We start from the raw sequence: 14,107 nt of genomic DNA on the forward strand, positions 1-14,107 counted from the left end.
ACGGTTGTGGCAATCTGTTGAAGCGATTTATTAGGGTATAAAGAAGCGCTTTATTAGGGGCTAACAAAGCGTATCCGGACAATGTCAGGATACGTATGAACAGAACCTAATAAAACGCTTTATCAGGACCTCATAAAACTTATTATTAGAACACCATAAAACCCATCTATAGAACCTCATAAAACTCATCAACGGAATCTCTAAAAACCCATCAATAAAACCTTATGAAACGGTGAACAGAACGTATAATCGTGCAGCAACGAAATGCAATGATGAGTGTCTGCATTAGGAATGGACGTGCATCTTCAGATGCGAGGATGAGTACTAACAGAAACGAAAAACATCAAACTCTGTCAGACGAAAGTAAAATCATTGCCAATATTAATGGCGGAACTGACCAAATCTTTCCCAACACCACAAATTGAAGAATTTCTATGGCGATAAGTATATGGAAAAGACCAAAAAGACTGAGTAGATATGGAGATACCTGAAGAAGCTACTGTGTCGGCCCGCTATACGTCCTCTATATATAATAAGGTGGAAAATGGTCCGAGGATGTGGACTGACGGGGAGTTTCTAATATTATCCACTTCATTCCCGTGCATTACTTTCATCATTTAATAATGTGTAAGATTTAGTAAAGTCACTAAATTAAAGGGACTGATTCCAAATTTAAGCTGTACATTTACAAAATAGATTATTATTAAATGGTCAAAGAAATGAATAAGAAGAAAATGTTTTTATGTTCCTTTTTTGAAAAGGTGGCAAGTTTATTGCCAAAATTTGCAGGGGAAGACTTGCAGGGAAAAACTGTAGCTTTCATCCCTACGGCAGGAAAACATGAGGAGGTCAATTTTTTCATAGCGACTGCCCGTCAGGCCTTTGAGAACCTTGGAATGAAAATCAATGATATGGATATTTCCTCAATTTCAACAAAAGAGATTGCAGAACAATTAGACCAAAGTGATTATATTTATGTTTCCGGGGGAAACACGTTCTTCTTGTTGCAAGAATTGAAACGAACCGGATCAGACAAGTTAATAAAAGACCAGATCCTGAAAGGCAAACCCTATATTGGAGAATCAGCTGGAAGTATTCTTGTTGCCCCAGACATCTCTTATATGAAATGCGTCAATTATTCAAAGGAGAAGGCACCATTGCTAAAATCTTTCTCCGCATTGGGAGTGGTCGATTTCTATTCTGTTCCTCATTATAAAGAAGAACCTTTTGTGGAAATCAATGATGAGGTGGTCCGTAGATATGATAAATTGCTGAATCTCTTGCCTATTAGCAATACGCAAGCTGTGATTGTGAATGGTGATACAAGAGAGATCGTTGAAGCCGATAAATAATTTGTTGAGGACTCTTGAATAGAATATCGAGTTAGACACTTCGGAAAATAGCCTATTCTGATATCCCCTATTTTCTCTTTGTCTTTCTAACACAAAAAAGACTGCCGGAAAACCCGGCAGTCAAATCAATTAATTTTTGTCATGAAAAAACTATTTCAAGAGTTCTTTTTGGATAACATCCTCAAATTGACTCTTCATCATAGCACCTACGGATTTCTTCGGTGTACCTTCTTTCGGAATGAAAAGAATGGTAGGAATGGACTGGATGCCAAACAATGCAGCTAGTTGCTCCTGCTGATCGACATCTACCTTATATACATCGAGTTTACCCGTATATTCATTGGCTATGTCTTCCACGATCGGAGCCGTGGCCTTGCAAGGACCACACCATGTGGCATAAAAATCAATGATAGCAGGTTTTTCCCCTTTGTATTTCCATACTGTAGGATTCCTATCATAATCCATCACTCGGTTCTTAAATTCTTCTGTTGTTAATTCTGTTACATTCATATTTACTCCCCTTCTTTGTTTCAATTTTAACACTTAATTCTCAATTTCTTTGTTGCTGCCTTAAAACCGATCTCTCCCAAGACCAGTCATATTCATGTTCAATAGCAGTGTTCATTTATATTTATACCAATTCTCAATCCCATCTTCCCCAACTTATCGACTAGTGCCTCCGTTGGAAAAAGTTTCCCTAGGAATTTGTAACAAAGATATATAAAAATAAATTACAGAACAAATTTCCAATAGAAAAAGTATTGGCTATAACAGATATTAACGTATTCGAAAGGCTATTAACTTATTTTGCTGACTTATACATCTTTATGGATCAATCGGATTCTCCTTTTGCCAGAAAACGCTCTACCATTTTCCTGGTTTTTGTCCTGCCGATGGCTATAAGTCGTTCGGATTTGTCGAAATCAAAAGTAGAATACCGGCTCATGGGAATCTCGACATAGATATCCGGTGGAGTCAACTTCAAAGCGAGTTGGGTATTCTGATGGATCATGATAGAATAGGTCCGATTAAGCAAAGAAACATAATTGATATCCAACCCCTTATCATCATGAGGCAGTATCTTGTTCAAGATAGAATAGGCAAAGTTGTGGTCAATGTTTCTCTGGCGGATCAACTGGTTCATCATGATCTGCCCCTGATAGTCATGTCCGCTCACGTCGATGGCGACCAGAAGTGATTTTTTGCTCCGCTTCACCCTGTTCAGAGGCAGAGGATTGACCAAACCGCCATCCAGATACATTCTTTCCCCCTGACGGACAGGATTGAAGAATACCGGTATGGATATGGAAGCACGGATAGCTTTGTACATGCTGCCTTTACGGAAAATGACTTCCTTTCCGGTGATCCCGTCTGCAGCTACAGCGCAATAAGGGATATTCAAATCCTCAATATTACGGTCGGGAACGATCTCCTTCAACGCCTTGATGATCCGCTCCCCCTTGACAATATGATTGAGACTGAGAGAAAAGTCATAGAGTTGATGGATTTTCTTCTTGTCAATGGTCTTCATCCATTCCCTGAAATCCTGCAATCCACCTGCCGCATACAATCCCCCTACCAAGGCTCCCATAGAAGTCCCGGCAATGGAACGGATATGATAGCCCATTTCCTCTAACTGGAGAATGGCGCCGATATGCGCCAGACCACGTGCCCCTCCTGTAGAGAGGACAAGGTCTATATCTTTCCGCTTTTTCGCATCATTGAACAGATGGAATACATTTTCTAATTTCTCAGATATCATATCGCAAAAATAGAAATTTTTTCTCAATCTAAATACTAATCAATCCTAATAATTTTAGAATTTTCCAAAAAGAAATCAAGACAATCGGACTTCCTATTTTCACCTGATTATCACTGTGAGAAATTAGCCGTCAGTAATTTCCCAAACTGAAAAATAAGTCCGCTGCCTTCATCGTAGTTCAACTAAAATACTTATCTTTGTCTAGTCACTCGGAAAGAGTCTGATTGTTTTCGGAAACCGAGCATCATCATTAAATAAAAGAAATCATGGATCGGAAAATCGTATTAATCACTGGTGCTACAAGCGGTATAGGTGAAGCTTGTGCAAAGAAATTCGCCAAAGGCGGATATAATGTTATTCTGACCGGCAGAAAAGTTGACCGGTTGAAAGCGTTGGCTGAAGAACTCCAGGCTCAGGGTGCCCAGACACGAGTTCTTGTTTTCGATGTCCGCGACCGTGTTGCTGCGCTCAAGGCTGTCGACTCCCTCGAAGAAGAATGGAGGAAGATAGACGTGTTGATCAACAACGCCGGCCTTGCATTGGGACTGGACAAAGAATATCTGGGCAATCCGGATGACTGGAGTGTCATGATCGACACGAACATCAAAGGACTGCTCACCATGACCCGCCTGATCGTACCTGATATGGTGAGGCGCAATCACGGCCATGTGATCAACATCGGCAGTGTGGCAGGTGATGCCGCTTACGCCGGCGGAAATGTGTACTGTGCGACCAAATCTGCAGTAAAGGCTCTGTCAGACGGTCTGAGGATAGATGTCGCCGATACTTGCGTGAGGGTGACAAATATCAAACCCGGACTCGTGGAGACGCATTTCAGTATCACCCGTTTCAAAGGTGATGAGAAAAAGGCTAACCATGTCTACGAAGGTATCCATCCTCTGAGTGGAGATGATATTGCCGATGTCGCCTACTATGCCGCCAGCGCTCCAGAACATGTCCAGATCGCCGAAGTCCTCGTCCTCGCCACGCATCAGGGCAACGGCACTGTCGTCAGCCGTGACCCGAATCGCAAGGAACATCTGTCATAATCTACAGGACGGATTGGCTACACTCTATTTCTGCATTCAAGGTTTCTCTTGAAGAACCTTGGATACTTAGTTATCACAAAACAAGAAAAGGTTTGCATCTGCTTCCCGAACGGAAGACACTGCAAACCTTTTCCTTCTTCTATGTTCAGAGTTTGATGTACCGAGAACGCGTATTCAGTCTATTTCCATCAGTCCTTTCATGGCTGACCTGGCCATACGCAAATAAACTTCACCCAATTGGGCAAAGCGCCTGACGCTGTTGGCAGCAGCGTGACGCACGCCGAGAGACTTGCCCTGAAGAGCAGCGGCAGCCTGGTCTAGAAATTCATTGATGCCACGGGAATTGGGTTCCTGCCCTTTCATGAACAATCTCGCCAGCAAAGAGAATCCCGTGATCTGATAGGTCTCCTTGTCGGAAGCGATATACTGGTAAGCCAGCATAGGCGCATCCTTGGCATATTGCAGGAGGTTGAAAGCGATCATCTCAGCCATCTCCTGTCCCCGGATCTGTTCCATCCACACTTCAGCGAGATCAGGAAGCATCTTCTCCGGAGGCATAATCAGGGTGGCAAGGATCTTGCACTCCCTGATATCTTCCTTCCAGAGTTCTATGGCAAGTTCTTCATCCTTGCCATATTCCCGAGCCATATTTTTCAATTCTACGAAATTGACACCCCAGTTGACTTTATAATCCAAGCCTTTCTCCCTCATAGAGGCAGCTGCAGGACCATTCATCCGCAACCTGAAAGAACGCTTGATGGTATTCAGTTTTTCCTTAGTATCTTCTTTCATATCGAATTTTCAAACCAATGTCGCATACTCGTGGGAATAGCGGAGCATCTGCTCCGAATAACTCTCCGTGTAGTCTACTTGAACGTCTGTGACCTTTCCCTTGTCATCTTTCACCAATTTGAATCTCGGATTGATGAAGCCTTTGTAAGGTGCGATATTGAGTTGGTCATACCTCTCCCTGATTTCCTGATGTATTGCCGGGTCTATCTTCACGCCATAGCCTTCCACCAAATGTTCAGCAGCGGCATAGTCCCCTTCGCTCTTGATGCGCTGGATTTCAGCCAGGAGTTTGGCAAAGAGTTGTCGGAGAGCCGGATAATCACTGACCAAAAGGTAGTGCTTGCCATTCTTTTCTACGATCTCCGCAGCACCTTCGGCATGCGCCAATACCCAGTTGGCTATGAGCGCACGGTTTCGCATGTGAGCTTCCTCGATGTCGTGTCCGGGTTTGATGCGCATACATTGTGTCAGCGCGCCGTTCATCAGATAAGTATAGTATTGGCTTCTGTAAGCCTCCTTGTCAGAGAGCAGTCCCAAGTCAACCAGTTTCTGATCGGCGATATAGTACAGTCCGAACAAGTCAGCGCGGGCTTCCTCGATGGTATTGCCGTAAGCCTTGAGTGCGTCGGGATCAGTTCCCGGCAACAACTGTCCACTGCCATGTCCGAGACATTCATGCAGATCGGTATGCAGGTCATCCGTCAGATCACCGTATTTCCTGATCCACCGGACAGTGGGCTGATCAATGACAAATTCGTCCATGAACCCGTTGCCTTTGGCAGCCTGGTCATAAGCCTGGGTCAGATTACTGATGGTCACACTCTTGCTCCCCTTCTCAGCCCTGATCCAGTCGGCATTCGGCAGATTGATGCCGATTGCAGAGGACGGATATTCATCACCTCCCAGCATCGCTGCGCAGATCGCATTTGCAGTGACACCCTTCACGTGGGGTTTGCGGAATCTGGGATCTACAGGCGAGTGGTCTTCAAACCACTGGGCATTCTCTGAGATGGTGCGCGTGCGTTTTGTCGCTACAGGGTCCTTGTATTCCACGAGCCCCTCCCAAGTTCCTTTCAGGCCCAGAGGATCACCGTACACCTCTATAAAACCGTTGATGAAATCCACATCACCGGCCTGCTGCCCTACCCATGCTATCGAGTACCGGTCAAAATCTTTCAGGTCTCCGGTCTTATAATATTTCACGAGCAGGTCAATCACGCCCTTCTGTGCGTCATTTTCAGCAAAGTCACGGGCCTTGAGCAGCCATTTGACAATCTCCTTGATGGCCGTGCCATACATGCCGTCAACTTTCCAGACCTCTTCCTCTATCTTGCCGTCACGCTTGACAAGTTTGGAATTCAGTCCCCATGAAGGTTGTTCGGGCGCGTCAGTCTTCTTCCGGGCATAGTAATGCTCCACTTCCTTTTGCGTCACCCCTTCATAGAAGTTGCAGGCGGAAGTCTTGACCAGATCGATGCCGGGAGTCTGATTGACACGTTTGGGAAGAACTGCAGCGTCGAAGATGACGGGAAACAGTTCCTTGATCAATTGCTCGATACTTTCACCGGTATGCAAGGGCAAGTCCTTCGGTTGTGCCTTCAGAATTTCATCACAGAGGAAATCTCTGGAGAACTCCGGGACAAATTTCTCACATCCGTAATGGTGATAGATCCCGTTGGAGAACCACACCCTTTTCAGATAAGTGACCAGAGCGATGTAATCAGGATCGTCTTCAGATCCACTGTAGGAAGCGACAACAGTCTCCAGAGTTTTCCGGATCCGGAGATTGTATTTGCCCTGTTGGTCGAAAGTGATGTCTCGACCGTAGAGGGCAGCCTTGGACAGACAGTAAATATAGCATTTCTGCTGCAGAGAGAGCGTCTCGAACCCGTAGAGTTGATAACGTAGGAGTTGCAGATCCGCAAACTTCTCATCTGCGTATTTAAAATCAGTTTGTTCCATGTCTTATAGTATTCGTCCTTCTTTTATTTTACTGATTTCTTCTCACGTCTTTTTTTCTTGTCTTTAATGGAAGGATGCCAGGCGATGTTCCGCATCTTGTACTCCCGAGGCGTACATCCGTTGATCTTGTAGAATGAAGCATAGAAAGACTGGCGGTTGGAAAAGCCGACCATATCCGAGATATCCTCCATGTTCAGATCATTGTGGCGATGGTCCACGAGAAGGGACATTGCCTCCTCGATACGAAACTTGTTGACAAATGAAGTATAGTTCATGTGGAATTTCACATTCACGACTGCTGAAATATATCTTGTATTTGTTCCTAAATCCTTTGCTAGTTTTTTCGCTGAATAATCTTTATCCTTATATTTTTTCTGAATGAGAATCACTTCAAGAATTTTTTGCTTGAGTTCCTCCATCATCCTGGGGCTAACCAATGTACGGTAAGCCACCTCTTTCTCTTTTCTCACCGTTATATTATATTTTGCCATAATTTTTGTATTTCTAGAAAGTCATCCTATTGTATCTTTGACAAAGATACGAACTAATTTATTACAAAACAAATAGAAATAACATATTTTGACACATTCTTCATATATTTGCGTAAAGACATTCTTCAGGGGGCAGTTATACCCCTTTTCGGCGTGTCGAAAACAGTCATTCGGCATGCAAATGAACCCCATCATGAACTGATGGGCATCTGCATTTTACCATGTCTTCATTTAGGTTATTAGAACTTTCGGGTTAGGCAGTGAATAAAGGGGGCAGGCTCAAGAACCTGCCTTCGTCTTTTCGTTGAATCTGCCTTGAGCATCCAGTGTCCCTTTTCTTTTTCCTATCTTCGCCTCGAAATAAGGATATTCATCTCTCAGCGAAATATCGTCATAGAGGAAATCTGCAACGACCGTATTGTGATAATCAGGCAATATCAGTCCCATTTTACCGTTCTTTTCTGCAATGACCGGTACGAGTGACAAATTGTCCATATAGACATAGGGCGTCCTGAGAAAATCATACTCTGCCGGTATGAGCACTTTCCCTTCATGGTCTTTCATCCCGAATTTGCCCTGATCTTCGAAAATGGAATGGAACCTGAGGTACGTCTGTTTGATGTGCTGCAGGTAACGGACCATCTTCCGCTTGTTCCTGATGAGTGCCATCAGGTAAGGGAAAGTTTCGGAATAGTTGGCCAAAGCCCGCGCCAGAATGATTTTCCAATCCAGTCCGTCGACGATCTTTCTGTTCAAGTCAATATATCCGGCAATCGCCTTTTCCTTCTGGTGCAGATCGAGTTGGGAAAGTTTGGCACTGAAGCGCTCCGTCCCCTCTCTGGAGCCGGACATCGCTTTGATGTACCTGTTGACCTGCCGTACCATCTCCCTGCAGACAAATAGATCTATCTGCTGTTGCTCTACGGGGTCGGAATAGAGTTTGTCGAAATTATCCGGTGTTATATTTTTCATACTCCTTCTGTCCTTTTGGTCCAAAGTTAGGGTTTTTCTTCGAATTTCGCAAGATTTCATGAATAAAAGAAAGCTGCTTCGCAATATTTTAGTAAATTTGTTAGCAAAATAAATCAGTTAATCAAAAATCCAATCCGTTTCGGAAAGCCACAATACGATATGACAGGAATCAGGAGGATGAATTACTTTAAAACATTATAAATCTATGGAAAGAACGTGGAGATGGTTCGGCAAAAAGGACCGGATAACTTTACCTATGCTGAAAGAGATCGGCGTAGAGGGAATAGTTACGGCATTGCATGATGTCCCCAATGGGGAAATCTGGACCAAAGAAAAGATCAATGACTTGAAATCTTTCATCGAAAGCTACGGATTGCGCTGGAGCGTGGTGGAGAGTCTGCCGGTCAGTGAAAGTATCAAATATGGAGGGGCAGACCGTGACCAGTTGATCGAGAACTACAAAGTCAGTTTGAAGAACCTCTCCGAGTGCGGCATCCATACCATCTGCTACAATTTCATGCCTGTCCTGGACTGGGCCAGAACGGATCTGATGCACCGGAATCCCAACGGCACCTATAACCTCTATTTCTCTCAGGCACAGTTTGCCTATTTCGATATCTGCATCCTGAAACGGAAAGACGCAGAAAAGGACTGGACTGCCGATGTCCTGAAAGAAGTGGACCAACTGAAGCAGACCATGACCCCTGAAAAGGATCACCAACTGGTCGAGAATATCATCGTGAAAACCCAAGGTTTCGTTTCCGGGAATATCAAGGAAGGGGACAAGGATCCCGTACAACTCTTCAGGAATCTCCTGAGCCTCTATGAAGGGGTGGATAAGGAAAAACTCCGGATGAACCTGAAATATTTCCTGAATGCGATCATGCCGACCTGCAACCAATACGACATGTTCATGTGCGTGCACCCTGATGATCCCCCCTTCCAGATTCTGGGACTTCCGCGGATCGTCACCTGTGACGAAGACATCAACTGGTTCCTGCATGCTGTCGACGATCCCCATAACGGTCTGACGTTCTGTGCCGGCAGTCTGTCGGCAGGCGCCCAGAACAACGTCGTGGAACTGGCAAAAAAATATGCTGACAGAACCAGATTCGTCCACCTGCGCTCCTGCCATGTGTATCCGAATGGTGACTTTACGGAAGCCAGTCATCTCGGCGGAAGAGCGGACGTGATCGAACTCGCCAGGATTTTCGAGAAGACTAACCCGAAACTGCCGATGCGGGTAGACCACGGCATGACGATGCTCGGAGACGAGGACAGAGGGTACAATCCCGGTTACTCTTTCCTCGGGCGTATGTTCGCCCTGGGACAAGTGCAGGGCATCCTGGCTACAGTAGACAGGGAATTGGGCTTGCAATACCATCAACCCGGATTTTTCGATTGAACGGAACCCGGAGACAGACGAATGATTCAGGTCTGACGATAGTCAAAAAGCGAGTCACCCCCAATGACACTGTTCCCCGGATTTGACATTAAACCATAATAAAACGATATGAACGAATTATTTGACATCAAAGGCAATGTTGTCGTGATCACAGGCGGTACAGGTGTGCTGGGCCGCTGCATCGGCAAGTATCTCGCACTCCAAGGTGCAAAAGTAGTGATTATGGGCCGGCGCGAGGACGTCGGACAGACGATCGTTGATGACATCAAGAAGGCTGGCGGCGAAGCTTCCTATTTCAAAACTGACGTGATGAACAAGGAACTGGTGCAACAAAACTGTCAGGCTATCCTCGAGAAATACGGGAAAGTGGACACGCTCCTCAATGCCGCAGGCGGAAATATGGCAGGCGCAGTGATTGCCCCTGACCAGACTTTCTTCGATTTGAAACCAGACGAGTTTCAAAAGGTCCTGAACCTCAACCTTGTGGGAACCGTCATCCCTACTCAGGTCTTCCTCAAACCGATGGTCAAGGCAGGCAAAGGCAATATCATCAACTTCTCCTCAATGGCTGCTTTCCGCCCTATGACCAGAGTCTGCGGGTATTCTGCCGCCAAAGCAGGAATCAGTAATTTCACCGCTTATATGGCTGCCGAATGTGCCAGAAAATTCGGCGAGGGGATCCGGGTAAACGCCATTGCACCGGGCTTCTTCATCACCAATCAGAACCGTGCCCTGCTGACTAATCCTGACGGCAGTTATACCCAGCGTGGGAAAGACGTCATCCGCCAGACTCCTTTCGGGAGAATGGGCAAACCGGAAGAACTCTGTGGTACGATCCATTATCTGATGAGTGACGCAGCAGCTTTCGTCACAGGTACAGTAGCAGTTGTCGACGGGGGCTTCAACGTCTTCGCCATGTAAAAAATACGTTTCGGAATTCTCTGCGCAAAGGTTTGCGTAGGGATTTCTTGTTCTAAGGGGAAAACTTCACACATAATTTGTTATCTTTGCAGTAGACTAAAAACAAACATCAATCTAAAACATTAAATCAAATCTAATTATGTCAGAATTAAAGTCATTGAATAAGCATACCGCTCCGAAGAGTGTGATGCCTGAAAGAATCATTCAGTTTGGTGAAGGTAATTTTCTCCGTGGATTCGTAGACTGGATCGTCTGGAATATGGACCAGAAGACTGATTTCAACAGTAGCGTCGTCATCGTCGAACCTCTCCCTTCCGGAATGATTGATATGCTGAACGGGCAAGACTGCCTCTACCACGTCAACTTACAGGGAAGGGAGGACGGACAACCCGTCAACACGATAACACGTGTGGACTGTGTCAGCCGTGCCATCAACCCCTACACTCAGAATCCTGCCTTCCTGGCTCTGGGGGAGTTGCCCGATATGCGTTTCATCGTATCCAACACGACAGAAGCCGGCATCGCCTTCGATGACAGTTGCAAACTCGCAGATACGCCTGCAGCCTCCTACCCGGGCAAATTGGTCCAGTTGCTTTTCCATCGCTACCAGTTTTTCGACGGTGATCCTACCAAGGGCATGATCATCATGCCTTGTGAACTGATCTTCCTCAACGGCCATCACCTGAAAGACTGCATCTACAAATACATCGAACTCTGGAAGGCGGACATGGGAAAAGACTATGAAGGGTTCAAGAAATGGTTTACTGACCACTGTTATGTGTGTGCTACCCTCGTTGACCGTATCACCCCGGGATTTCCCCGGAAGACCATCAAAGAGATCCAGCAACGGATTTCTTACAGAGATTGCATGGTCGTCCAGGCTGAGAGTTTCCACCTCTGGGTGATCGAAAGACCTGAGAATATGACCGTTGAAGCACTGAAGGCTGAATTTCCGGCAGAAAAGGCAGGACTGCATGTCCTGATCACTGATGACGAGAAACCTTACCATGCCCGCAAGGTCACTTTGTTGAACGGTCCTCATACCGTTCTCTCACCTGTGGCCTTCCTCAGTGGACTCAATATTGTGAGAGCTGCCTGCCAGCATCCGGTCATCGGGAAATTTATCCATAAGGTCCAGTTTGACGAACTCATGCAGACACTTGACCTGCCGATGGACGAACTGAAGAAATTTGCTTCTGACGTGCTCGAGCGTTTTGACAATCCTTATGTCGACCATCAGGTCACTTCGATCATGCTCAACTCGTTCCCGAAATACAATACCCGTGATCTGCCCGGCGTGAAGATCTATCTCAAGCGCAAAGGAGAACTCCCTCAGGGACTGGTATTCGGACTGGCTGCCATCATCACCTATTATAAAGGTGGGAAACGTGCAGACGGTACGCCTATCCAACCGAAAGATGATCCGAAGATCATGCAGCACCTGAAAGACCTCTGGGCTACCGGAGATACGCAGAAGATCGCTGAAGGGGTACTTGCCTTCGACTATGTCTGGGGCGAAGACCTCAATGCAATCCCGGGTCTGACAGCTCTCGTCAAGAAAGACCTTGACCTGATTCAGAAGAAAGGAATGTTGGAAGCCGTCAAGACAATCCTCTGATTCTCTACAGGCCAGCCATCCTATCGGGGACATCAAAGTGGTGCTCCCCGGTTTTTAATTTATATTCTATGAACATCAAAAGAATTATCCTCTTTAATCTGCTGCTCTTTGCAGGACTTGCTATTCATGCCCAAAAGAGCGGCTACTTCACGCATTATGTGAATGACCCGAAGTTGGCCAAGACTGCCAAGGCGTGGGTATCATCCGGTGAATGGCGCAATGGTTTTACCAAGGCTTCGCCTGACCCAAGTGTCAATGCCATCGATTTCTATGTGCAATACCATAAGAATCCGGAACAGTGGAAAGCGATGTTCCAATGGCTCCAAAACACTGATCTGCTGGCTCTGCCTCAAGGCAGGCATCCTATTCCCGGCACCACACTTGTGGCAAGCGTCGAGGATGGGGAGAACGAACCTCTGGACAAACGGATATCCGAGAGCCACTACCACCATATCGATGTGCAATATGTGGTGAAAGGCGTGGAGGGTTTCGGTCTGATCGACCATTACACGAGTAAGCCGAACTGCAAATATGACCCGTCGCGGGATGTCATCCACTATGATTTCATCAAAGACCGTACGAAGGTCATCAAGAGTCATCCGGGTTACTTCAACATCTTTTTTCCGGGCGACTGGCATGTTGCAAGAGTCTTGACCAATGAACCGGATCAGCATCAGCGGGTCGTCGTCATCAAAATAGACGTCCGCTGACCGATTGGATGGGGAAAGAACTGATGTTAGAATAAAAAAAGACAGTTAACCAATTTTCTCAAATGGATTAACTGTCTTTTCTCTTCTTGTTTTTTATATCTCTCTAATTTCTCATCTTTATCTCTCTAATTTCTCATCTTCAGAATAAATATCATCTAACTTGTTATTCAGAATTAACTGTCGGTTTATCTTTCCACGTGTTTAAAGGTACTCTGAATGATGTAACCTCCAAGGAAGAACAAACCTGCTAACAAGAGCATGACTTTCATAATTGATACCTCCTTTTCTTGCGAAGCCTCCTTCGGGATTCTCCTTTTCAGGCGAAGCCCCGAATTCTCTATGCCTTTTGCAAGAAGCATGCCCTACTCATATCTTAGACAGATTGGCACTGACAACTGTCTTTTTGTCTCGTTGGAAAACCGTGTCTATAATAGTGTATAAAGAGAAATCATACCCTTGAAAGGATAAACAAGCGGTCTCGGAGTGTGATGCCGCCTAACTTGTGAATCTTGTCTGTAACATCCTTTTCCGTCCTGGATTTGATCCGTTCCGACCGCTTTTTTCACCCAACAAAAAACGGAGTTCGTAGTCTCGAGAAAGTCGACGTCTTGTTTCGAGAAAGTCAGGTCTCTCTTTCTCGAAACTATACCCCTCTCTTTTCACGAAACTACCAAGTTTTTTTTCTCAAGACAGCACTCTCCCATTCTCAAGATATAAACGCTCTCCCATTCTTGAAACAACCAATTGACACTTTCTCGAGACAACCATTTTTTGAGACCTATCTCTGACAGATGTCTCACTTCAGCTTTGTGGCACGGAAAATCAGTCTGATACTCTCTTTCCGAGAGAAGTTATTTTTTCTAAAGTAAATTGACAACGGAAAATGGTAAACTACTGAAGTTCAACAAATAGTGTATACTGAAAAAGAACTTACCCGTCTGTGCTATGTGGTAGCCTAATATTGGTTGACCACTTTTAGCCTTAAGCCTGAATTAAGTTGTTCATTATTTTCCTTAATCCTACATATGGTTGACATTTTATCTTCTAATCCTGATAAAGGTTGACTTCTATGC

11 protein-coding genes and 1 pseudogene are annotated in these 14,107 nt (G+C 45.3%); 6 read left to right on the forward strand and 6 right to left on the reverse strand.

The window, feature by feature from the left end; translation table 11 throughout:
• Positions 1-719: 719 nt before the first annotated feature.
• Positions 720-1,352 carry a Type 1 glutamine amidotransferase-like domain-containing protein gene (locus NG821_RS03565; protein WP_252760292.1) on the forward strand — a complete coding sequence of 211 codons (633 nt, stop codon included), beginning with the start codon at positions 720-722 and terminating at the stop codon, positions 1,350-1,352.
• Positions 1,353-1,502: 150 nt separating this feature from the next.
• Here NG821_RS03565 and trxA read toward each other — a convergent pair.
• Both trxA and NG821_RS03575 read right to left on the reverse strand, forming a co-directional pair.
• Positions 1,503-1,865: pseudogene (gene trxA / locus NG821_RS03570) on the reverse strand (thioredoxin); the annotation flags it as partial.
• 319 nt (positions 1,866-2,184) lie between these two features.
• Entirely contained in the window at positions 2,185-3,114 is a 930-nt protein-coding gene (locus tag NG821_RS03575; protein ID WP_252760293.1) for a patatin-like phospholipase family protein, read from the reverse strand.
• 266 nt (positions 3,115-3,380) lie between these two features.
• Here NG821_RS03575 and NG821_RS03580 point away from each other — a divergent pair, with 266 nt between their 5' ends.
• Positions 3,381-4,163, forward strand: a complete 783-nt coding sequence (locus tag NG821_RS03580) for an SDR family NAD(P)-dependent oxidoreductase (RefSeq protein ID WP_252760294.1) — start codon at positions 3,381-3,383, stop codon at positions 4,161-4,163.
• Between the two features lie 174 nt (positions 4,164-4,337).
• On the opposite strand, the gene NG821_RS03585 is transcribed toward NG821_RS03580, so the two are convergent.
• The 4 genes from NG821_RS03585 to NG821_RS03600 form a co-directional block, all read right to left on the reverse strand.
• Positions 4,338-4,955 carry a DNA alkylation repair protein gene (locus NG821_RS03585; protein WP_252760295.1) on the reverse strand — a complete coding sequence of 206 codons (618 nt, stop codon included), beginning with the start codon at positions 4,953-4,955 and terminating at the stop codon, positions 4,338-4,340.
• Between the two features lie 9 nt (positions 4,956-4,964).
• Complete coding sequence (locus NG821_RS03590; protein ID WP_252760296.1) at positions 4,965-6,917, reverse strand: dipeptidyl peptidase 3; 1,953 nt, start codon at positions 6,915-6,917, stop codon at positions 4,965-4,967.
• 23 nt (positions 6,918-6,940) lie between these two features.
• Entirely contained in the window at positions 6,941-7,408 is a 468-nt protein-coding gene (locus NG821_RS03595) for a helix-turn-helix domain-containing protein (protein WP_252760297.1), read from the reverse strand.
• Positions 7,409-7,687: 279 nt separating this feature from the next.
• A complete protein-coding gene (locus NG821_RS03600) occupies positions 7,688-8,380 on the reverse strand; it encodes a hypothetical protein (RefSeq protein ID WP_252760298.1) in 693 nt (230 codons plus the stop codon).
• Between the two features lie 205 nt (positions 8,381-8,585).
• Here NG821_RS03600 and uxuA point away from each other — a divergent pair, with 205 nt between their 5' ends.
• From uxuA to NG821_RS03620, 4 genes are all read left to right on the forward strand, one after another.
• On the forward strand, positions 8,586-9,785 hold the full coding sequence (uxuA, locus tag NG821_RS03605; RefSeq protein ID WP_252760299.1) for a mannonate dehydratase: 1,200 nt from the start codon (positions 8,586-8,588) through the stop codon (positions 9,783-9,785).
• Between the two features lie 108 nt (positions 9,786-9,893).
• The gene (locus tag NG821_RS03610; protein WP_252760300.1) at positions 9,894-10,706 is read left to right on the forward strand and encodes an SDR family oxidoreductase; all 813 of its coding nucleotides are present in this window, start codon (positions 9,894-9,896) and stop codon (positions 10,704-10,706) included.
• A 139-nt stretch (positions 10,707-10,845) separates the two neighbouring features.
• Positions 10,846-12,324 (forward strand): tagaturonate reductase, encoded by a 1,479-nt coding sequence (locus NG821_RS03615; RefSeq protein ID WP_252760301.1) that lies wholly within the window; start codon positions 10,846-10,848, stop codon positions 12,322-12,324.
• Between the two features lie 68 nt (positions 12,325-12,392).
• Positions 12,393-13,034, forward strand: a complete 642-nt coding sequence (locus tag NG821_RS03620) for a YhcH/YjgK/YiaL family protein (RefSeq protein WP_252760302.1) — start codon at positions 12,393-12,395, stop codon at positions 13,032-13,034.
• Positions 13,035-14,107 lie beyond the last annotated feature (1,073 nt).

The organism is Segatella cerevisiae, assembly GCF_024054555.1.
Classification (GTDB): Bacteria; Bacteroidota; Bacteroidia; order Bacteroidales; family Bacteroidaceae; genus Prevotella; species Prevotella cerevisiae.

Coding starts and splice junctions, on each gene's coding strand:
- NG821_RS03565 (WP_252760292.1), top strand. CDS start 720: ATGAATAAGAAGAAAATGTTTTTATGTTCCTTTTTTGAAAAGGTGGCA.
- NG821_RS03575 (WP_252760293.1), bottom strand. CDS start 3,114: ATGATATCTGAGAAATTAGAAAATGTATTCCATCTGTTCAATGATGCG.
- NG821_RS03580 (WP_252760294.1), top strand. CDS start 3,381: ATGGATCGGAAAATCGTATTAATCACTGGTGCTACAAGCGGTATAGGT.
- NG821_RS03585 (WP_252760295.1), bottom strand. CDS start 4,955: ATGAAAGAAGATACTAAGGAAAAACTGAATACCATCAAGCGTTCTTTC.
- NG821_RS03590 (WP_252760296.1), bottom strand. CDS start 6,917: ATGGAACAAACTGATTTTAAATACGCAGATGAGAAGTTTGCGGATCTG.
- NG821_RS03595 (WP_252760297.1), bottom strand. CDS start 7,408: ATGGCAAAATATAATATAACGGTGAGAAAAGAGAAAGAGGTGGCTTAC.
- NG821_RS03600 (WP_252760298.1), bottom strand. CDS start 8,380: ATGAAAAATATAACACCGGATAATTTCGACAAACTCTATTCCGACCCC.
- uxuA (WP_252760299.1), top strand. CDS start 8,586: ATGGAAAGAACGTGGAGATGGTTCGGCAAAAAGGACCGGATAACTTTA.
- NG821_RS03610 (WP_252760300.1), top strand. CDS start 9,894: ATGAACGAATTATTTGACATCAAAGGCAATGTTGTCGTGATCACAGGC.
- NG821_RS03615 (WP_252760301.1), top strand. CDS start 10,846: ATGTCAGAATTAAAGTCATTGAATAAGCATACCGCTCCGAAGAGTGTG.
- NG821_RS03620 (WP_252760302.1), top strand. CDS start 12,393: ATGAACATCAAAAGAATTATCCTCTTTAATCTGCTGCTCTTTGCAGGA.